Annotated in this window: 19 protein-coding genes; 11 read left to right on the top strand and 8 right to left on the bottom strand. The window is 61.2% G+C overall.

Annotated elements, in window-relative coordinates; genetic code table 11:
* Nucleotides 1-51 precede the first annotated feature (51 nt).
* The 7 genes from HY29_RS10650 to HY29_RS10620 are packed head-to-tail and all read left to right on the top strand — an operon-like array spanning nucleotide 52 to nucleotide 6248.
* Entirely contained in the window at nucleotides 52-1569 is a 1518-nt protein-coding gene (locus HY29_RS10650; protein WP_034796643.1) for a spinster family MFS transporter, read from the top strand.
* A gap of 39 nt (nucleotides 1570-1608) precedes the next feature.
* Entirely contained in the window at nucleotides 1609-3087 is a 1479-nt protein-coding gene (locus HY29_RS10645; RefSeq protein WP_034796641.1) for a spinster family MFS transporter, read from the top strand.
* Nucleotides 3088-3097: 10 nt separating this feature from the next.
* Complete coding sequence (locus tag HY29_RS10640) at nucleotides 3098-4078, top strand: homoserine kinase (RefSeq protein WP_034796639.1); 981 nt, start codon at nucleotides 3098-3100, stop codon at nucleotides 4076-4078.
* Nucleotides 4075-4566 carry a hypothetical protein gene (locus HY29_RS10635; RefSeq protein WP_034796638.1) on the top strand — a complete coding sequence of 164 codons (492 nt, stop codon included), beginning with the start codon at nucleotides 4075-4077 and terminating at the stop codon, nucleotides 4564-4566. Before HY29_RS10640 ends, HY29_RS10635 begins: the two co-directional genes overlap by 4 nt.
* A complete protein-coding gene (locus tag HY29_RS10630; protein ID WP_034796637.1) occupies nucleotides 4563-5102 on the top strand; it encodes a hypothetical protein in 540 nt (179 codons plus the stop codon). Before HY29_RS10635 ends, HY29_RS10630 begins: the two co-directional genes overlap by 4 nt.
* 31 nt (nucleotides 5103-5133) lie before the next feature.
* On the top strand, nucleotides 5134-5574 hold the full coding sequence (gene rnhA, locus HY29_RS10625) for a ribonuclease HI (RefSeq protein ID WP_034796888.1): 441 nt from the start codon (nucleotides 5134-5136) through the stop codon (nucleotides 5572-5574).
* A gap of 2 nt (nucleotides 5575-5576) precedes the next feature.
* Nucleotides 5577-6248: an O-methyltransferase gene (locus HY29_RS10620; RefSeq protein WP_034796636.1), complete on the top strand. Its 672-nt coding sequence runs from the start codon at nucleotides 5577-5579 to the stop codon at nucleotides 6246-6248.
* Between the two features lie 3 nt (nucleotides 6249-6251).
* Here the strand turns inward: HY29_RS10620 and mnmH are convergent, their stop codons facing one another.
* Complete coding sequence (gene mnmH / locus HY29_RS10615; RefSeq protein ID WP_034796635.1) at nucleotides 6252-7307, bottom strand: tRNA 2-selenouridine(34) synthase MnmH; 1056 nt, start codon at nucleotides 7305-7307, stop codon at nucleotides 6252-6254.
* Nucleotides 7308-7379: 72 nt separating this feature from the next.
* Between mnmH and selD the strand changes: the two genes are divergently transcribed.
* A complete protein-coding gene (gene selD, locus HY29_RS10610) occupies nucleotides 7380-8426 on the top strand; it encodes a selenide, water dikinase SelD (protein ID WP_081811357.1) in 1047 nt (348 codons plus the stop codon).
* Between the two features lies 1 nt (nucleotide 8427).
* Here the strand turns inward: selD and HY29_RS10605 are convergent, their stop codons facing one another.
* The 5 genes from HY29_RS10605 to HY29_RS10585 form a co-directional block, all read right to left on the bottom strand.
* On the bottom strand, nucleotides 8428-8856 hold the full coding sequence (locus HY29_RS10605) for a hypothetical protein (RefSeq protein WP_034796633.1): 429 nt from the start codon (nucleotides 8854-8856) through the stop codon (nucleotides 8428-8430).
* Nucleotides 8857-8883: 27 nt separating this feature from the next.
* Entirely contained in the window at nucleotides 8884-9873 is a 990-nt protein-coding gene (locus HY29_RS10600; protein WP_034796632.1) for an NAD(P)H-dependent flavin oxidoreductase, read from the bottom strand.
* Between the two features lie 76 nt (nucleotides 9874-9949).
* Nucleotides 9950-11371, bottom strand: coding sequence for a DEAD/DEAH box helicase (locus tag HY29_RS10595; RefSeq protein ID WP_034796887.1), 1422 nt, complete (start codon nucleotides 11369-11371; stop codon nucleotides 9950-9952).
* A 229-nt stretch (nucleotides 11372-11600) separates the two neighbouring features.
* Nucleotides 11601-12323, bottom strand: coding sequence for a ligase-associated DNA damage response endonuclease PdeM (pdeM, locus tag HY29_RS10590; RefSeq protein ID WP_034796631.1), 723 nt, complete (start codon nucleotides 12321-12323; stop codon nucleotides 11601-11603).
* A gap of 49 nt (nucleotides 12324-12372) precedes the next feature.
* A complete protein-coding gene (locus HY29_RS10585) occupies nucleotides 12373-14856 on the bottom strand; it encodes a ligase-associated DNA damage response DEXH box helicase (RefSeq protein WP_034796630.1) in 2484 nt (827 codons plus the stop codon).
* 70 nt (nucleotides 14857-14926) lie between these two features.
* Here HY29_RS10585 and HY29_RS10580 point away from each other — a divergent pair, with 70 nt between their 5' ends.
* Complete coding sequence (locus tag HY29_RS10580; protein ID WP_034796628.1) at nucleotides 14927-15646, top strand: hypothetical protein; 720 nt, start codon at nucleotides 14927-14929, stop codon at nucleotides 15644-15646.
* 4 nt (nucleotides 15647-15650) lie between these two features.
* Here HY29_RS10580 and HY29_RS10575 read toward each other — a convergent pair whose 3' ends face one another.
* Nucleotides 15651-17207: a serine hydrolase domain-containing protein gene (locus HY29_RS10575; protein WP_081811341.1), complete on the bottom strand. Its 1557-nt coding sequence runs from the start codon at nucleotides 17205-17207 to the stop codon at nucleotides 15651-15653.
* 136 nt (nucleotides 17208-17343) lie between these two features.
* On the opposite strand from HY29_RS10575, the gene HY29_RS10570 reads away from it, so the two are divergent.
* Nucleotides 17344-18165, top strand: a complete 822-nt coding sequence (locus HY29_RS10570) for a hypothetical protein (RefSeq protein WP_034796626.1) — start codon at nucleotides 17344-17346, stop codon at nucleotides 18163-18165.
* 11 nt (nucleotides 18166-18176) lie between these two features.
* On the opposite strand, the gene HY29_RS10565 is transcribed toward HY29_RS10570, so the two are convergent.
* On the bottom strand, nucleotides 18177-19400 hold the full coding sequence (locus tag HY29_RS10565) for an Hsp70 family protein (RefSeq protein WP_034796624.1): 1224 nt from the start codon (nucleotides 19398-19400) through the stop codon (nucleotides 18177-18179).
* Between the two features lie 116 nt (nucleotides 19401-19516).
* Here HY29_RS10565 and HY29_RS10560 point away from each other — a divergent pair, with 116 nt between their 5' ends.
* Nucleotides 19517-20545 (top strand): ligase-associated DNA damage response exonuclease, encoded by a 1029-nt coding sequence (locus HY29_RS10560; protein WP_034796622.1) that lies wholly within the window; start codon nucleotides 19517-19519, stop codon nucleotides 20543-20545.
* Nucleotides 20546-20899 lie beyond the last annotated feature (354 nt).

Raw genomic sequence — 20899 nt, 5'->3', positions numbered from 1 at the left:
AGAGAGGCGCCGCCAGATGCGCCCGCGTAAACACGGGAGGAGCATCGGCGTATGACCGACACCACAGCCGGCCAAACAAACACGGGCGGACACATCACAGGTTTCGGATCAAAAGGGTATCGCACCTATGTGCTGATCGCCCTGATGCTGGTCTATACGCTGAACTTTATCGACCGGACTTTGATCTCGGTCGTCGCGCAGCCAATCATCAACACATTCCAGTTGAATGATACGCAGTGGGGCCTGCTGTCGGGCCCTCCGTTTGCGCTTTTCTATGCCGCCATGGGCATTCCGATCGCGATGTGGGCCGACCGCGCCAATCGCGTGATGATTATCGCACTTTGCATCATCATCTGGTCCGTCATGACCGCGCTGTGCGGTATGGCAACGGCGTTTATCTGGCTGCTGGTCTTCCGTGTCGGCGTCGCTATTGGTGAGGCAGGCTGTACGCCGCCAGCCAACTCCCTGATTACCGATTACTACCCGCCCAAGAGCCGCGCTGGCGCGCTTGGTATCTATTCCATGGGTGTCACGCTGGGCGCCGTTCTGGCCCAGCTGTTTGGCGGCTCCATTGCCGGCATCAAGGGTGAGGATTTCGGCGGCTGGATCGGCTCCCTTGGCCTTGGCGGACTTTTCTCCGGCATCGACTGGTCGACCGTTGAAGGCTGGCGCATCGCGTTTGTTGTCGTCGGCGCACCGGGCGTCATCATCGCCCTGGTCCTGATGTTCACCATCAAGGAACCGCCACGCGGCTATTCCGATCCGCCGTCTGCCAATAGCGGCAAGAAGGCTCCCTTCTTTGATGCCTTCCGCGAGTTCTCCGGCAAGCCGACTTTCTGGTGGCTGTCCCTCGGCGCGGCGCTGGTGGCCTTTGTCGGCTATGGCCTGATCAGTTTCCAAGCCCCCTTCCTTCAACGGGTGCACGGCATCGGCGTACGCGACGCAGCCGTGCTGTATGGCGCGCCGTTGGCCGCTGTCTCTGCCGTGGGCACCTTCCTGGGTGGCTATATTTCCGAAAAGCTTGAAGGCCGCTTCCCGACCATTGCCGCCTGGCTGCCGGGCGCAGGCCTGATGATTGCTGTGCCTGCTTATATTGCGGCTTTCTTCTCCCCCAGCCTGGAAGTCGCCTTCGGTCTCTGGATCATCGCGGGCATCACGCACTATCTGTACCTCAGCGGCCAGTACATGGTGGGCACCGCCATTGTCAGCCCGCAATCCCGCGCCACCACAATCGCCGTGATGCTGCTGATCATCAGCCTCATCGGGAACGGCATCGGGCCGCTCTTTGTCGGCGCGATGAGTGACTTCTTCATGGGCCAGGAGATTTCCAAGGCTGGCCTCTCCGCCCTTGCGGACACCTTCAATCCACGCCTGTGCGGAACAGACCCCGCCGCACTTGGCGCAGACGGCCCGGAACTTTGCCGCGCCTATGCGAATGGCCTTCGCTATTCCATGGCGGCAACGGTTCTGTTCTTCGTCGTCGCAGCAGGCTGTTACTTCATGGCCTCCCGCTCATTTGCCCGCGACAGGTATAATCCGGACGTACCTTCAAGCGGTATGGGGACATAAAATATAAAAAAACAAAGCCGGACTTAGAGGAGACGCCCAATGAGTGACGCCGCCACGGAGGCCCGCCCAGGATACGAGACCGGCTACAGAACCAAGGGGTATCGAGCCTATGTGCTCGCATCCCTGCTCGTGGTCTATATTTTCAATTTCATAGACAGGTCGATCTTCGGAATCCTGACCGACCCGATCCGCAACAGCCTGAAGCTTGAAGACTGGCAGATGGGCCTGCTTGGCGGGCTGGCCTTTGCAATGTTCTATACCACGCTGGGCATTCCGATTGCGCGCGTCTCTGAGAGACGCAGCCGGATGATGATCATTGTCGGCTCGCTCACCATCTGGAGCTTGATGACCGTTCTGTGCGGTTTCGCTGTCGGCTTTGCCAGCATGTTCCTCTTCCGGCTTCTTGTCGGTGTTGGCGAAGCGGGCTGCACGCCCCCGGCCCAATCCGTCATTGCCGACTATTTCAAACCCGGCAGCCGCGCCACAGCTGCCTCCATTTACGCCCTGGGCGTCCCGCTGGGCGGCATGGTTGCCGGTCTCGCCGCTGGCCCGATCAATGATTACGTCACCGGCGAAAACGTTCACCACCTCTTCGAGAGCTGGGGCTGGAACTGGCTAACCGGCATGATTGACTGGAAAAGTCTTGAAGGCTGGCGCATCGCCTTCATCGCAGTCGGCCTGCCCGGCCTGCTGTTTGCCACCATTATCGGCCTGACCGTCAAGGAACCGCCGCGCGGCTACACCGATCCCCCCAATGCAACAAAGCCGGAGGCCGAAAGCTTCCTCGTTGCGCTGAAAAAGCTCGCACGCAAACCCACCTATGTGCACGTTGTGGCAGGCGCTTCGATTGCCTCCTTTGCCGGCTATGGTGTGGCGGCCTTCTCAACCTCCTTCCTGTTGCGTGTGCACCAGCTGACGCTGACGCAAGCGGCCCTGATCTTCTCTCTTGTGCTTGGCCTGATGGCCGCAATTGGCGTGTTCCTGTCGGGCTTTCTGGCAGACCGCCTGTCTGTCCGGCACCCTACGGCCCTGTCCTGGATGCCCGCGCTGGGCATGGGCCTGTCCGTGCCACTCTACTGGCTCGGCTATCTCAGCCCATCGGTTGCCCTGATGTTGCCCCCGTTGATGGCCGCCGCGACACTCCATTACTTCTATCTTGGGCCGATGTATGCCGTCTCGGCCGGTGTTGTGGATGCCCGGACACGTGCAACAGCCGTGTCGATCACGCTGTTTGCCGTGAACCTGATCGGCCTTGGTCTCGGCCCCACGCTGATCGGTTTGCTGTCGACAACGCTGAAGTCCATGATGCTGTCAGGCGCCGATGTCGGGGTGACACTTCAGGTCTGCAAAGACACGGCACTCCTCAGCGCCGAGCAGATTGCCGCCTGTTCCAGCGCCGACGCACGCGGACTGCAATGGTCAATTCTTGTCTTCGCAACCCTCTATGGTTGGGCAGCCATTCATTATCTGCTGGCAGGCAAGACACTACAGCGTGACATGGTGGCCAAGACCGCTTAATCGGTCGCGTATGGCTGTTTATACTCAAGTTTCCGACGATGCGCTGGCGGCGTATCTGGACGAATATGATCTCGGCAAGGCCCTGTCTTTCAAGGGCATTGCCGAGGGTGTGGAGAATTCCAACTATTATCTGGAGACCACAAAAGGTCGCTACATTCTCACCCTGTTCGAGAAACGGGTGAATGCCGATGACCTGCCCTATTTCATTGGCCTGAAACAGCATCTTGCCGCGGGCGGCTTCCCCTGCCCTGAGCCGATCATGGCACGTGACGGCAAGGCCCTGCGCACCCTGGAAGGCCGCCCCGCCGTGATCGTCTCCTTCCTGGACGGCCTGTCGCCCAGAAGCCCCAATCCGGCCCAGTGCCGGGGCATTGGCGAGGGGCTGGCGCGCATGCATGTTGCCCTCTCCGATTATGACAAGACCCGTGAGAACAGCCTCGGGCCGGCTGCCTGGCCGCGCCTCTGGAAAGGCCAGTCCGAACAGGCCGATGCCCTGCATCCGGGCCTCTCCGGCCTGATCGACGAGGCTCTGGCCGATATTGCCGAGGCCAAGCCGCAAAGCCTCAGCCTGCCCCGCGGCACCATCCATGCCGACCTCTTCCCGGACAATGCCTTTTTCCTGGGTGACGACTTCTCCGGCATCATCGATTTCTATTTCGCCTGCACCGATGCGCTCGCCTATGATCTGGCCATATGCCTGAATGCCTGGGCGTTCGAGGATGGCGATGGACGCATGGCGATCGATTACAATTTCTCCAAAGGCGCAGCCCTGATTGCCGGCTATGAAAGCGTCCGCCCGCTGCAGCCCGCTGAGCGTGAGGCCCTGCCCCTGCTCGCCCGCGGCGCGGCCCTGCGCTTCTTCCTGACGCGGATGGTCGACTGGACCACGACGCCCGAAGGCGCCCTCGTAAAGCCCAAGAATCCCCTCGAATATGCCGGACGCCTCGCCTTTCATAGAAAGGTGCACACGGCAGAAGGATATGGTGCGTGAAAGAAGCATGGCGGAGATGGAAAGCGTTGATCGCAGCCAGTCTGGTTGCCCCAATCCTCGCGACCACGCTCTCCGCCACACTGCTCGCCATGCTGGTCTTCCCGGAACTGATCTTTCAGGCTGAGGTCAGCTCTGGCGTCTATCGCGATGCCAGCGTGCGTGAAATCGCCACCAGTCTTGTTGGATTTGGCCTGATGGGGTTGGTCTTCGGCGTTATGCTGGGCTGGCCGGCCATGGCCATTGGGGGTGTGCCCATGCATGCCTTTCTGGTCCGTATCCGCCGGACAGGCTTTAGCATGTACGCGCTGAGCGGCGCCCTCCTCGGCACGCTTGTCATGCTGATCTACTTTTTCGGCACGAGCGGCTTTCGTGATCCGGTCAGTGTGCTGACAAGCGGGCCCATTCTGCTGTCCGGCCCGGTTGCCGGCCTACTCACCGCTGCGCAATTCTGGCTGATCCGCCGTCCGGATCAGATCGATCTCTCATGACCCCCGCCTATGCCAGCCCGCAAGGACCGGGAAAGATCAAGCGGGTGAAGCTGGGGCTTTTAATGTCGTCCCTCGCGGCATGTCTCATGGTCAGCCTCCTGTCTCTCGTCATCATCTTTGTCCTGGATACGCTCGGCGTGTTTCGAAATGACTTCATGCTGACGGATAAATACAGCGTCATGAGCGGCATACAGTTTGGCCTGATCATGTGCCTGTACAATTTCCTGCTGTTTTTCCTCACCGTTCCGGCGGCGTGGATTGCGCTTGGCTTTTCCATCGGGCGCATGCCGCACAGGCGCATCACCGCCCGCGGGCCCTATATGCGCTGGGCAGCCATCTGGGGGGCCATTCTGGTTGGCGCAACGACCACTCTGTTCGGCGTGCTGCTGGGCTCGCTGATAACCGGCCTTGGCGCAGCCCTCATCGGGTTCAGTATCGGCGCAATTGCCGGGGCCCTGTGCGGCCTGCTTTTCTACGCGATTGTAAAACCTGAAAACCAGCTGCACGCCACGGATATCAGCGTCTTCGATGCTTGACGGGTTCGGCAAAGCCCCTCACCTGAAAGGCATGACTGACTTGATCGAAATCTGGACGGATGGCGCCTGCAGCGGCAATCCGGGCCCTGGCGGCTGGGGCGCTCTGCTCGTCGCGGGTGACAAGCGCAAGGAACTCTGGGGCGGCGACAAGGCCACCACCAATAACCGGATGGAAATGCTGGCCGTGATCGAGGCGCTTAACGCGCTGAAGAAGCCGTCCAGGATCACGCTGCACGTCGACTCCACCTATGTGAAAGACGGCCTGACCAAATGGATCCATGGCTGGAAGAAGAATGGCTGGAAAACCGCCGCGAAGAAGCCGGTGAAAAACCAGGACCTCTGGATGGCAATGGACGAAGCCTGCCAACGCCATGACATCACCTGGAAGTGGGTAAAGGGCCATGCCGGAGACCCCGGCAACGAAAAAGCCGACGAACTCGCCCGCCGCGGCACGGAAGAGGCGCGCGGCTGAACATGACGAAGAACACATCCCTGCCCGAAGACCTGGATGCGTATTTCGAAAGCCACCTTCTGCCATCAGATGCCGCCCTTGAGGCCGCCGACCATCGCAGCCAACAAGCCGGTCTTGTGCCGCATGCCGTCTCCCCGCTTCAGGGTGCCTTTCTCCAGATTTTGGCAAAAGCTGTCTCAGCGCGGCGGATACTCGAAATCGGAACACTTGGCGGATATTCGACGATCTGGCTGGCGCGGGCGCTGCCTGCTGACGGCACGCTCGTGTCTCTGGAAATCAGCCAAGCAAACCGTGCTGTCGCACTGCAGAATATCTTGGATGCCGGTCTCAGCCATCTTGTGGACATACGCCTGGGTGCAGCAGCAGACCTTCTCCAGGCAATGATTGCTTCAGGCGAGCCCAGCTACGATTTCATTTTCATCGACGCAGACAAGCGCAGCAATCCCATCTATTGGGAGAGCGCATTGAAGCTCTCTCACAAGGGCACGCTGATCATCGTGGATAATGTTGTCCGCAATGGCGCCATTCTCGATGACAAGACAACAGATCCGGACGTCATTGGTGTGCAGGATTTGTTGGATCTGATGAGCAAATCTACCGGCATTACAGCGACCGCCCTGCAAACGGTCGGCAGCAAAGGACATGATGGTTTTGCCATCGCGATGGTAGACTAATGCCTAGCTAATTCTGGCGAGAATTTGCCGGGCCGCCTTGCTCAAATCTTCTGCCTCAAGCCCATTCAGCTCCGTTACCTCAACCGGCGCATCATCGCGGCGCTTGCGGCTGCGCGCATAGAGCGGATCATAATGATGTTCCATCAATTCCCGCGCCAGAGTATGGTACGCGCTTTCATTCGCCAGTTCCTGCCACGCGGCCAGCGTCTCCTTTGACTGAAGGCCCTTCAGCTTCGCCAGCGCGCCGGCAAGGCGGGCCTCATCGCGGATAATGTCCGCATAGGCATCAACCAGATAGTCCGCCCTCACGGCCGCAGGCACGCTCACCTCAATGCGCGGAGCTGCCAGCATGGAATGCCACAGGCGGCGCGGCACGCGGCAGCGCCCAACAAGCGCAGATTCCGCCTCGACAAAGATCGGCTGGTCCGGATCCATCTGGCGCAAATCATCCCAGATCAGACTTTCGAACAGGCGCTGGGCGGGCTGCGTGCCCTCCCCGAAATCGCCAAAGGCAGAGCCGCGATGATTGGCAAAGCCTTCCAGATCGATCACCTGTCCCCCGGCCTCGGCAATGGCCTGCAACAGCGCGGTCTTGCCCGTGCCGGTCTGCCCGTCGATCAGGCGCACCGGCAGCGGCGCCTCTTCATGCTCCAACCCGGCGACAACCTCCCGCCGCCAGGTCTTGTAGCCGCCCTTCACAACGCCGCTGGGCCAGCCGACGGATGACAGGATCGTCGCCATCGCATTGGAGCGCATGCCGCCCCGCCAGCAATAAACCAGAGGCCGCCAGCTCTTTGGCTTGTCCGCCAGCGCCGTCTCCAGATGCTGAGCAATATTGCGCGCCACGATGGCCCCACCGACGCGATTGGCGCGGAACGGGCTTTCCTGCTTGTAGATCGTGCCGACCTTTGCGCGCTCCTCATTCGACAGGACTGGCAGGCTGATCGCACCTGGCAAATGGTCATCCTCGAACTCTGCCGGAGAGCGCACATCAATGATCGCGTCATAGCGCGACAGGTTTTGCGGGCTGATATCCGTAACGGTCTCTAGATAAGGCATGCACAAAAGACCTAACAGGTTTTACGCGCGGCGCCAGAGCGCTAGGATGTAACCGAACCAGGAGACATGCCCATGGCCGACGCCCTTCCCGATCTGCGCCTCACATCCCTTGCCCATGGGGGCGGCTGCGGGTGCAAGCTGGCACCAAATGTCCTGGCGGACATTCTGAGCGAGATGCCGCTGGCACTCGGCCATGCAGACCTGCTGGTCGATGCAGGCAAGAGTGATGATGCCGCCGTTTACCGCGTGAATGAGACGACCGCTCTGGTCGCGACCACGGATTTCTTCACGCCGATTGTCGATGACCCGCATACTTTCGGGCGCATCGCGGCCACCAATGCGCTGTCGGATGTGTTCGCCATGGGGGCAAAGCCGATTTTCTGCCTGGCCATTGTCGGCATGCCGATCGGCAAGATTGCCAATGAAACCATCCGCGCCATTCTGGCTGGCGGACGCAGCGTCGCAGAGGCGGCCGGGGCGCCGATTGCCGGAGGGCATTCGATTGACGCGGCCGAGCCGATTTACGGTCTCGTCGCGCTCGGCATCGGCCATCCGGACAAATTGCTGCTGAACTCCAACGCACAGGCGGGCGATGTCCTGATCCTCGGCAAACCGCTGGGCATCGGCATCTATTCCGCCGCGCTGAAACGGGAAATTCTCTCCCCTGCCCAATATGAAGAAATGGTCGCCTCGACCACCCGTCTCAACACACCGGGTACGGAGCTTTCAGATATGAAGGGGGTTCATGCGGCCACCGACGTGACCGGCTTTGGCCTCTTGGGCCATGCCAGCGAAATGGCGCGCGGCGCAGGGGTTCAGATCATCATCGAGAAAGCCGAAGTCCCGGTCTTTGAGGGGGCACGTGCCCATGCCGAAACGGGCGTAAAAACCGGGGCTTCCGGCCGCAACTGGGAATCCGTCTCGCATATGGTGAGCGGTACACTGACAGATATGGATAAAGATTTGCTGTGCGATCCACAGACCAGCGGCGGCCTGCTGGTTTCATGCCGTCCGGAGAAAGCTGACGCGGTGCTGGACGTGTTTGCGCGGCATGGTCATGCAGGCGCGAAGATCATCGGGCGCGTCGTTTCCGGCACGCCCGAAGTCAAGGTAGAATAGATCAGCCTGCGGTGTGGCAGGCGCCGTCTTCACGGGTCAGCGCACGGCGCACCGTGTCGACATAACGGCCTGTGGTTTCAAACTCTGCCTCGGTCACACCATAGGTAGGGCTTTTGCCAGACTCATCGAAATCGTCATCGATCGTGCCGGCGGCTTCTTCCAGGCCGATATTATCCTCTTTCCGGATATCGCCAATCACGCGGGTCACTTTCAGGATCGTCTCCTGATTGGCCTCTGGCTCGTCTGCCAGCAGCTGGCTGTAGCAGCCGCAATATGCCTCGACCGTATCGCCATCCTCGGCGAGGTCCTCCTGAATGTCCGGATCACCACCCAGCATGGCTGTGCAGGTCGCTGCGTTTTTTTCGGCTTTTGACGCGCCACACGCGGCAAGTGCCAGGCAGGCTGTGGCCAGAATGGATACTCGGATCATCAGGAGTCCTCTTCAAGGGTGTTTCTATCAGGCAGGTACCTTACCAGACAGCATGCCTGCCAGACGGTTGGAAATGATGTCTTCCGCTTCTTTCATGATTCGGTCGATCAATTCCTTACAGGTCGGGATGTCATGGATCAGGCCTGCGACCATCCCGCAGGACCATGCGCCGGCATCCATTTCGCCTTCCATCATGATGCGCGGATAAACCCCGGCAACTTCCTGGATGATGTCTTCAAACTTGATGTCAGAGCCCAACTCGCGCTCTTTCTCCAGAAGACGCTCCACCGCCGCATTGGTCATCACGCGCTCTGTGTTGCGCAGCGGACGCATGACAAGGCGCGTGTCCAGCTCGGACGCGGCCACGATGGCTTCCTTCACATTCTGGTGCACGGGTGCTTCTTTCGTTGCGATGAAGCGCGTGCCCATATTCATGCCGGAGGCACCCATGGCGAGCGATGCCACCAGGCTGCGGCCATCGGCCTGACCGCCGGAAGACACGAACGGAATTTCCAGTTCATCGGCGGCGCGCGGCAGCAGGATCATGTTCGGCACATCATCCTCGCCCGGGTGGCCACCACATTCAAAGCCGTCCACGGAAACCGCATCACAGCCAATAGACTGCGCTTTCAGCGCGTGGCGCACGGCGGTACATTTGTGGATGACCTTGATACCGGCATCTTTCAGCACGGGCAGAACCTGAACCGGGTTGTTCCCGGCGGTTTCAACGACTGAGACGCCGCCTTCGATGATCGCTTTGACATAGCCCGGATAGTCCGGTGCGTTCACCACGGGCAGGAAGGTCAAATTCACGCCGATCGGCTTGTCGGTCATGTCCTTGCAGCGGGCAATCTCGTTTGCCAGATCTGCCGGGCTCTTCTGCGTCAGGGCTGTAATGATGCCCAGTCCGCCTGCATTTGAAACGGCCGCAGCCATTTCTGCAAACCCGACATAATGCATCCCGCCCTGAATGATTGGATGTTCAATGCCGAACATCTCGGTGATGGCTGTCTTCATGGCATATCCTCCTTGTTTACGGGCCTATCCATGGCGGAAGGCAGGCCCGGAAACAAGGCTGACATAGGGGAAAGTGCTAGCTGACCGGAGACCAGCTCTTCTTGGGCTTGCTGCGGCGCTTCTGGCCCTGGGCATTTGCCGCGGCAGACCGCTGGCCATTGCCCTCACCCCGCGTGGAGGACGCACCGGGTTTGCCGGGGCCCTTGCGCGGGCCTTTGCCGCCAGCACCACCGCCGCCTGTGCGGCCGCGGCTGTGTGTCTGGCCACGCGGCTGCTGGCCCTGACGGCGTCCGCCGCCCTGCCCTCTGCCACGACTTTGCTTGGAGTGCGGGCCTGGCTCTTCCGGCAGTGACAGGTCCAGCGCCATGCTCTCATCCGGCGTTTCCAGCGTATCGATCTTGCGTTTGATCAGCTTTTCGATGTCGCGCAGATAGGCGCGCTCATCATTGCCGACAAAAGACAGCGCGATACCGCTGCGTCCGGCACGGGCCGTCCGGCCGATGCGGTGCACATAGGATTCCGGCAGGTTCGGCATGTCGAAGTTCACGACATGGCTGACGCCATCAACATCAATGCCGCGTGCGGCGATATCTGTAGCCACCAGGATCGGCGCCTTGCCGCTCTTGAACGCGTCCAAAGCGCGGATGCGCTGGTTCTGGCTCTTGTTGCCATGAATGGCTTCGGCATAGAGGCCTTCATTCGCCAGATGGCGAACCACTTTGTCGGCGCCATGCTTGGTGCGCGTGAACACGATGGCGCGGTCCATGTCATCACCAGACAGCACTTCTGCCAGAAGGCGCGGCTTGGAATCGCCCTTCACGAAGTAGACGGCCTGTTCAATGCGCTCGGCAGGTTTGGAAACCGGCGTCACGGAGACTTCAGCCGGCTCATGCAGGAAATCACTGGCCAGGGCGCGGATTTCCTTCGGCATCGTGGCCGAGAAAAGCAGCGTTTGGCGGCGTGTCGGCAGCGCTTTCATCACTTTCCGGATCGCCGGCAGGAAGCCCATATCCATCATCTGGTCGGCCTCATCCAGCACAACCGCTTCAGTGGTTCTCAGCGTCACGGCGCCGGTATCCATATGGTCCAGCAGACGGCCCGGCGTTGCGACCAGAACGTCTACGCCGCGTGCCAGAGAGCGGACCTGTCCGCCCGGCTTCACACCGCCAACGACAATGGTCGTCGTCAGTTTCATCTGGCTGCCATAGACGCGCACGCTTTCGGCGATCTGGGCGGCCAACTCACGTGTCGGCGCCAGGATCAGGATACGTGCACTTTTCTTCTCGGGACGGCCGGGATTGGCCGCAAGGCGGCTCAGCAGCGGCAGCACGAAGGCCGCCGTCTTGCCGGTGCCGGTCTGGGCGATGCCCACCAGGTCGCGGCCTGTCAGCAGCGTCGGGATGGCTTCAGCCTGGATCGGCGTTGGTTTGGTATAACCCTCAGCTTTGATGGCGCGGAGGATCGGCTCGGCAAGGCCGAGATCAGTAAACTGTGTCAATTCAATACTTTCTATGCGGGCGCCGGGCGGTCTTAGAGAGACCGCGCGCCCTGTTAGGCTTTTGTTTTCTTTAGGAAGCCTGTGTTTGATCGGCATCCCGGTTCTGGCGCGCACTCGACGCGGAACCGGTACGGCTACGATCAATGCGAGAGCAGCAGCTGTTCGCCCTGCTGAGGCGGCATATGGCACGCTTCGCTGCATTGCACAAATGATTATAACCGCGGCTTCGTTAACGCCGCCAGCGCGCCCCGGCAGGTTTGTCGGCCACAAGGCTCTTGTTTGAGACCATGAAAACCCGCTCCTGGCCCAGCGCAAAGGCCATCACGCCTTCCGGGAAAATCGGTGCAAAGGCTGCGTCCAGAACGTTCAAGCCGCCGGTAAACGCCCCCATGGCCGGCATCACCAGCCGCGCGCCATCGCTGGCAAAACAGCGCCGGCGGACGGACCGCCCGCGCCCGATAATCTTTGCGGCCGGGTGAAGGTGGCCAGCCACCTCCCCTGCCTCACCGGTCGGCTCATGCCGGAAGACCAGGGGGCCGATTCGCAGTGTCTTCGTCGCGCGCCCGCCCAGATGCTGTGGCGGGTCCGGATCGTGGTTGCCCTCTACCCATACCCAGTCATGCGCACCGGTCAGCGCCTGAATGCGCCGCGCATAGGCGTCCGGAAGGCGCAGCTCTGCCGCGCGGTCATGAAAGCTGTCACCCAGGGAGATAATCGTCTTCGGCCGCAGGCTGGCACACAGGCGCTCCACCACAGCCAGCGTCGCGGCCGTGTCATAGGGCGGCAGCATCTGCCCGCGCGCCGCAAAGGCACTGCCCTTTTCAAAGTGCAGGTCCGACACGACCAGCACCCGCTCGCGCGCCCACCACAGCGCCCCCTCCGGCAGCGGCGTCAGCAGCTCCCCGGCAAGATGCAGATGCGTCTCAGATGGCTTGGCAACAGCGGCAGTCATGGAAAGGAATCTGGCCTGCAAAGCCGCAAGGGTCAATGACGGCCCTCACCTATCCCATCGCATCGCGCACGAGGTCTGCTTCCGCCTCGCCCAGGATGGCATCCTGTACGGACGCGCCGGACACCGGCTCCTTGCCGATCTCCAGCATGACGGGCACGGCAAACGGGCTGATCTTCTCCAGCGCCTGATGGTCTATCTTGCCACGAATACGCACCAGCGCATCTGACAGGCGGCGCACATCCAGCAGGCCCGTTGCGGCGTCCTGCCGGGCGGCCTGCAACAGGATATGGTCTGGTTCATGGCTGCGCAGCACATCATAGATCAGATCCGCCGAGAAACTGACCTGCCGTGAGTTCTTCTCCTTACCCGGAAGGTTCCGGTGGATCAGGCCGGAGATCTGCGCGCACTGGCCGAAGGTGCGCTTCATCAGGGCGCTCTCGTCCAGCCAGCTTTCCAGATCGTCGCCCATCATGTCCGGGTGGAACAGCGTGTCCATGTCCACCTCGGCCAGATCCTCCATGCCCCAAACGGCCAGCGCATATTCGCTCGCCACAAAGCCCGTCGGCTTGCCCCCCATCCGCTCCAGCCGCCGCGTCAGCAGCATGCCTAAGGTCTGATGCGCAAGGCGGCCTTCAAACGGGTAGCAGACCAGGTAATTCCGGTCGCCACGCGGAAAGGTTTCGACCAGCAGATGGTCCGGCGGCGGAATGGCGGATTTTGTCTTCTGTATCTCGAACCATTCGCGCACGGGCGCGGGTAGGCCCTGCCATTGCGCGGGGTCATGGATCATCTTCCGCACACGGTCAGCCAGAAAGGTCGTCAGCGGAAACTTGCCGCCATTATAGGAGGGGATCGCCGGTTTCTCCGCCACGGCCCGCACGACCAGCGCGTCCGTGCCCTCAATGCCCACAAGGCGCAGCACCTCCCCGGCAAACAGGAATGTGTCGCCGGGCGTCAGCATGGACAGGAAATACTCTTCCATCTCGCCCAGTTTCAGGCCCGCCCGCACGCTGCGCTTTTCGCCCGGCTTTGGCTTTCCGACGAACTGCGCCAGCCGCACGGCCAGCATCGGCGATTCCACAATCGCACCCACATTCATCCGGTGTGCCTGCGCATCCCGCGCTGTACGCGCCACCCACAGCCCGTCGGGGCGGCGCACAATCCGGTGGAACCGGTCATAGGTTTTCAGCGCATAGCCGCCACTCGCAACGAAATCGACAATGCGTTCATACGCCTCCCAATCGAGAGATTGATACGGCGCCGCGCGGATGATTTCCTCATACAGCTCATCCAGACGGAAGCCGTCTCCGCAGGCCCGGCCCATAATGTGCTGCGCCAGCACGTCCAGCGCGCCATCGCGAATGCCTTCGCCATCAATCTCGCCGGCCTCTACGGCGGCCTCTGCCGCGCGGCATTCCAGCACTTCAAACCGGTTCGTCGGCACAAGGACAGCCCGGCTCGCCTCATCCATGCGGTGATTGGCCCGGCCGATGCGCTGGATCAGGCGGGCCGCCCCCTTCGGCGCGCCCATCTGGATCACCAGATCCACTTCCCCCCAGTCAATGCCAAGGTCCAGCGTGGACGTACACACAACCGCTTTCAGCACACCTGCGGCCATCGCCGCCTCAACCTTGGTGCGCTGCTCTCGCGCGAGCGAGCCATGGTGCAGCGCGATCGGCAGGCCGTCCTCATTGGCGTGCCACAACTCCTGAAACATCAGCTCTGCCTGGCTGCGCGTATTGACGAAAACCAGAGTCATCGTCGCGCGCTTGATCGCCTCATAGACCTCCGGCACGACAAACCGTCCGGAATGCCCAGACCACGGAATACGTTCCCGGGAAATCAGGATGTCCACATCCGCGGAAACCCCGCCTTCCGCCCGCAGAACCTTCGCGTCGGGCGCCAGCCACCGCGCCAGCGTTTCCGGCTCGCGCACCGTGGCAGACAGGCCAATGAAACGGCAGGCCGGGGCCCAGCTCGCCAGCGTGGCCAGCCCCAGCGACAAGAGATCTCCGCGCTTTGACGCCGCAATCGCATGAGCCTCATCGACGATCACGCATTTCAAATCCGCAAAGAATTCCTTCGCATGATCGGAGGCGATGAACAGGGCCAATTGCTCTGGCGTGGTCAGCAAGATGTCCGGCGGGGTGCGGCGCTGGCGCTGGCGCACATGGCTCGGTGTGTCGCCGGTGCGGCTCTCGATGCGAATGCCCAGGCCCATCTCCTCCACCGGTCCCATCAGATTGCGCTGAACATCCGTCGCCAGCGCTTTTAACGGAGAGATGTAGAGTGTGTGGAGGGCGGGACGTTCCGAGTTGGCCGTGCGCTTGCGCTCATGCAACTCGACCAGACTGCCCAGAAAGCCGGCCAGCGTCTTGCCGCCGCCTGTCGGCGCGATCAGCAAGGCGCTTTCGCCCTTCAGGCTCGCCTCGGCCAGCGCCAATTGATGCGGCCGGGCCCGCCAGCCACGGCCCGCGAACCAGGCCTCGAACGGTTCCGGCAAATGAAAGGGAGTAAGATCGCTATCGGCCATGTCTGCTATTAAACTATCGCAAGAAATTCCCGTTGCCTCTTTTTTTCATTTAAGGTTCAGGCAAACACTGATGAAACCGAGCCTGCCTTACAAGAAAGACCCGCCCATGCCCCGCTTTCTCACCGCTCTTGCGTTGACCGCCCTTGCTCCCCTGCCCGCCCTTGCCGGGCCACTGCAGGATGCGATGGCCGCCAGTCCGGATGGCCCGCTCTACACATTCGATCTCGCCTATCGCGCCGGAGACATCGACGCCTTGATGCGCGTGGACCCGTCCCGCCCGGAAGGTGAGCGCCTGACGGTTCTGTCTCCAGACGAGTCCGATTGGAGCGAGGAACTGGCAGAGCTGGTTGCAGACATGCAGGCTAAAAGCGATGGCGATATCTGGTGCAACAGTCTGTCAGAACATATTCCCGCCGATGCCAGCCTCGTCTCCGAAACGGACACCACCGCCACCTACACATTCACGCCCCTGCCAAGCGCAGATGCCGACAAGAATGAGAAGAAGGTCATCAAACACCTCACCGGCTCTGTCGTGGTCGATAAGGCTGAGCCTGCCATTCTCAGCTTCCGCATGGCCTCGACCAAGCCGTTCAAGCCGATGGCTGTCGCCAAGATCAATGATTTTGACATGCAGGTTGCCTGCGCCCGCGCACCGGATGGCCGCACCCATATTGCCAGTATGGACACATCCCTCAGCGGCTCTGCCATGATGCAGGCTTTCAGCCAGTCAGAACATCAGGCCATTTCAAACCTGCAGCCCGTTCCGGCGTCCGGAACAGGCTCCAGATAGCGCCCTATTCCTCCAGGCCGTACTTCTTCAGGATTTCCTCGCGGATTGCGTTCTTGGCGCGATCCGTGCGGGCCCGGCGGGCGTCGATCTCCGCTTCAATCTCTGCTTCGATCTGTGCACGCTCGGCCTCCTCTGCCAGGCGGGCATCTTCAGCCGCCTGCAGGCTCAACAGCACGTCACGTGTGAAGGCATTGATGTCAAACCGCGCGCCGCCAATCACATCAAAGCCGCGACGGACAATCACCGCATCCATGCTTGGCACGATCACGACATACTGGCCGCGATTGCCCGCCATGTAATACGTGCCCTGCGGAATGCCCGGCGCATCATTCATCAGCCAGAATTGCGCGCCATAGCCGGGCGAGCCAGCAGGCGGCTGGGCCGGTGACGGCGTGCTGACAAATTCCACCCAGCCTTCCGGCAGGATGCGCTCATTCCCCCAGACGCCATCCTGCAGATAAAGCTGGCCAAGCCGCGCCAAATCCCGCGCCGTGGACCAGACCTGGCTGGAGGATACGAAATCCCCGTTCCAGTCCACTTCCATCGTCGTGTGGACCGCCCCGATCTTGTGCAGCACTTTTTCGTATGGGAAGCGGTGATAGGAATCGTCCGCCCCGAGAGATTCGCGGAAAGACCGCATCGCAATCAGCGTGTCATCATTGGCATATTTGAAGCGCGTGCCCGGCTCTGCCTCCAGCACATTCGTCGCCGCCTGATCAACCACGCGGCCACCGCCGAAATAGATCCGGTCCGTGCGCGAGCCCTGCTCCCCGCTGTCCAGCCCGCTGGCCATGTGCAACAGGTCGCGCAGCGTAATTTCGCGGCGCGGGTCTGCACCATTGTTCCAGGCCTCGATGACGGCCGGATAATCCAGATCAATATGGCCATTGCGGCGCGCCGCGCCCAACACGGTCGCGGTGATGGATTTCGCAACAGACCAGGTCCGCTGCGGGGTTTCATGGTCAATGCCGCGGGCATAGCGCTCGGCCACAACCTGGCCTTCCTTCACGACGACGACGGCGCTGGTGCGCGTGCCATTACCATAGGTCCGCTCATCAAAGGCGAATGAGACCGGCGCCTCCAGACGCTCAGCCTCACCAAGGCGCAGCTGCACCTTCACATTAGAGCCAATGGCGCTGCCCCGGTCTTCCCCGGTAAAGTCCGGCCAGGCAGCAAAGCGCGGCAGGAAGTTCAGCGCGCCTTCATCGGCGCCAATCGGCAGCTGCGTACAGCCGAAGCCCGGGCGATACGCGGCCATGCGCGGCGGCATTGTATCGGAATAAGAGACAGAAACCGTCTTCTTGCGCGGATCAATCACGGCGTTCGGCAAGCGATCAAAAGTGCGCTGGTAATCCGTATAGATGCCGGACAGCTCATTGGCTTCAATCTCGTTCACCGACTGGCCTGCCACGAACAGTCCGGAACACAGAAAGCCCGCCTTGTAGCCCGCCGCCAGCGCAGCATCGAGCTCTTCCGTGCTTCCCCCCTCCTGGGCAACAGCTGGCAGGGCTGCCACCGATATGACGGCAAGCGATGCAAGGACGGTTCTCAAGGGACGCATGGGCAAAACTCTCCTGTTACAGATGCAACTCTATGCACATGATTTCATGTCGCAAGTAAGACCTTCATGAGCGCTGACCCTTTTTGCCGGGATCTGACGCCTACCAAAGCAGGCAACAAACCCGGAGGGACACGTGATGAGGCTGACACACAAACATGCAAGTGCGGCAATATTTGGAAGCCTGCTGATACTGGCCGCCTGCGATTCAAACTCCCCTGAACGGACAGATGTTCCCGATGACCCGGTTCTGATGGACCAGTCCGCCGAACGAGACACCGGGCCAAAGGCGGACCCAGACACACAGCTGACGGGTTTCCAGAAGGAAATCCTTTCCGCCATGCAGGACGCGGCCGATTCCGGAGAGACTGATTCTGCCTTCATCATGGCTGTGTTTGAAACCCGCCCTGATGCCCGCAAACTCTTCCTGGAAACCGCCGAGGCTGCCGTCGCAGACGGCAAAACGGCCTATCAGGCCGGTCAGGCGGGCGGCGACGCCATACGCTCCATCATCACAGAGGAAAGCAATCACGCCATCACCCGCGCAACAGATCAGCAGGCCGCAGACCTGATCACCATCACCGGCGATGAATTCCGCGAATTCCAGGCCTCCAACCCACAGGATTGCGCTCGCGCCGCTGCGGGTCTCAGCCCGCGCACGGATTCACCACGCATGAAACAGCTGCGCCAGAAGGAAAGCGCTGTGACGCTCGCCATCATGCAGGCACCTGGTCAGACCGGCGGGACAGTCACCCCGATGGACGACGTGATCACCTGGATGGGCACAGTTTTCACCGATCAGCCAGACGCTGCGACCGGTGCCGCCTATATCGGCGCCCCAAACCCGACAGACGAAGAAGCCCGACAGGTCTGCCACACCATGATCGTCATTTATAACGAACTCGACAAACTGCCTCTCGCCCGGCGCGCCGCCTATATGCGCGGCCTATCCGCAGGCTGAGATGCCTGCCTTCACGCCGCGCCATGCACCGCGAGGCCCTTGGCCACGGCGCCGAAGCGATCATTGGCCGAAAGCGTCGCATTGCCGAACCGTGCGGCCAGCCGGTCCTGCACAAGCGGAATGAAGGTCGAGCCGCCGACCATGACGATATCGGTGATCTGCTCGGGGCCCGCCCCTGCTCGCGCGAGGCATTCGACCGCGACCGCATCCATCTTGGAAATCGTCTCGTCAATCAGCCCCTCGAAGGCCGCCCGCGTGACAATTTTCTCAAGGTGCGCGTCCGGCGTGTCATAGGCAAAGACCTGCTCATCGGCGCTGCTGAGGCCGATCTTGATCTGCTCTGTGCGCTTGGCATAGTCGTGGGCCTCGTGATGGCGCACCAGATAGTCGAAGGCGAGAATCCCTTCGCTCTGCGGGCTGTTCATCTTCATCCATGTGATGTGCTTCTGCACGTCGCGCGTGTAGAGCTTGTTGAGGCTCTTCCAGTCCGAAAGGATCGAATAGGGCGACGACGGTACCGGCAACCCGTTCACTGATAAAGTTTCCATATGGCCGAACAGTTTCGATAGTTCGTAGAAGCTCAGCATATGGTCGAAATCATTGCCGCCCACATAGAGCCCGGCGCTGCCCAGCACATCAAAGCCCGCATTGTCGGCGGAAATCCGCACGACCGAAAAATCCGACGTACCGCCCCCGATATCGACCACGAAGACCAGTTTCTCCCGGCCTGTCTGAAAGCTCACAGACCGCGCTGCCGCCACCGGCTCCTCAAGGAACTCCACCTGGTCCACGCCCGCCGCATTGAGGCAGGCCTCAAGGATTGTCTGCGCCCGCGCGTCCAGCTCCGGGTGGCGGTCATTGAACGAAACGGGCCGCCCCTGGATCACCGAGTCGACCCGCTCGCCCGTCTCCGCCTCGGCGCGGGCAATCACGCGCGTCAGGAAATGCGTAATCACATCGCGAAACGGCAGGCGCCTGCGGCCCACTTCCGTCGTCTCGTCAATCAGCGATGAACCGAGCACAGACTTGATCGACCGCATCAACCGGCCTTCCTCACCGGACTCATAAGCGCTCACCGCCTCTGTACCGATGGCATATTCGCCCGACGTCGAACCATAGAACACCGCCGTCGGAATCGACGTGGCGTCCGCCTCCAGCGCGATCAGCTCTGTGCCTTTCGCAGTGCGAAACGCGATGGATGTATTCGACGTGCCGAAATCGATGCCGACTTGCATGGGAGGAGCCCTCGGTGCGGAGAATGCGGCTAAGTCGCCTAGCCCAATTGAGCCAAAAGCGAAAGACACGGTAGCCAGCCCCTTCCCCGCTTTGTGCAATCGCCTACATTCTGAACATGCTGCGCCCTGATCTTCTCCTCTGCCCCACGCCCAAGGGCCTCTATTGCCCGCCGGGGGATTTCTATCTTGATCCCGTGCGCGGCGCGGTGGACCGGGCGGTGATCAGCCATGGCCATTCAGACCATGCGCGTGGCGGCCATGGCAAAGTGCTGGCCCATCCGCACACGCTGGCCATCATGGCCGCGCGCTATGGGGAGAGTTTCGCGAAATCCACCCAGGCTGTGGAATATGGTGAGGCGATCGAGATCAATGGCGTCACCGTCTGGCTCTATCCGGCGGGGCACATATTGGGCTCGTCTCAGATCGTGGTGGAGCATAAGGGCCTGCGCATGGTCTTCACCGGAGACTACAAACGCCGCTGGGACCCGACCTGCACGCCCTTTGAGCCGGTTGAGAATACGCATGTCTTCATCTCAGAAGCGACCTTTGGCCTGCCGGTCTTCCGCCATCCGCCTACGGAACAGGAAATCGACAAGCTGATCCGCTCGGTTGCCGACAATCCGGACCGCACGCATTGCATCGGCGCCTATTCACTCGGCAAGGCTCAGCGCGTGATCAAGCATCTGCGCCTCGCCGGGCATGAGAGGCCCATCTATATTCATGGCAGCCTGGAAAAGCTCTGCGAGGTCTATGAAGCTGCGGGCGTGGAGTTGGGGGATCTGCGGCCCGCCACGCTGGAAGACCGCTCTAAAAGTGCACGCGAAGCCTTCCGTGGAGAGATCGTCATCGCCCCGCCCGGCGCCTTTGAAGGCAAATGGGCGCAGCGCTTCCCCGATCCCGTCATCGGCTTTGCGTCCGGCTGGATGAGCGTGAAACAGCGCGCCAGGCAACGCGGCGTCGAATTGCCGCTTGTCATCTCCGACCATGCCGACTGGGACGAATTGACGGACACGATCCGCGAGGTAAACCCGCAAGACCTCTGGATCACCTATGGCCGCGAAGACGCCCTCGTCCGCTGGGCCGAACTCGAAGGCCGCCGCGCCAAACCCCTGCGCCTGGTCGGCTATGAGGAAGAAATGGGGTGATGCGCCCACCCTTGTCATCCTGGAAAACGCGCAAGCGTTTATCCGGGACCCAGACGCGGAGGCGCAAGTCTGAACTGGGTCCCGGATATTTGCTGACGCAAATTCCGGGATGACAGCGAACTAAACTTCCCACTCTTCCGCTCACCCCGGCGCATGCCGGGGTCCAGGACGGCAAGCAAACTTCGGCGAATACAGCCCCGTCCTCTCCCCCGCCAATGCCTGCGAAGGCAGGCATCCATCGCGAACACGATCCTCATGCGCTTCGGGGGGAAACCGCTCTCTGGATACCTGCCTGCGCAGGTATCTGCGGCCTGATCGGCAGCTGAGAGGGCACAGTCCCCAAACCCTCCGCCC

Origin of the sequence: Hyphomonas beringensis (assembly GCF_000682755.1) — a bacterium.
Taxonomy (GTDB): Bacteria; Pseudomonadota; Alphaproteobacteria; order Caulobacterales; family Hyphomonadaceae; genus Hyphomonas; species Hyphomonas beringensis.
This window is presented reverse-complemented; position numbering and strand designations above follow the sequence as displayed.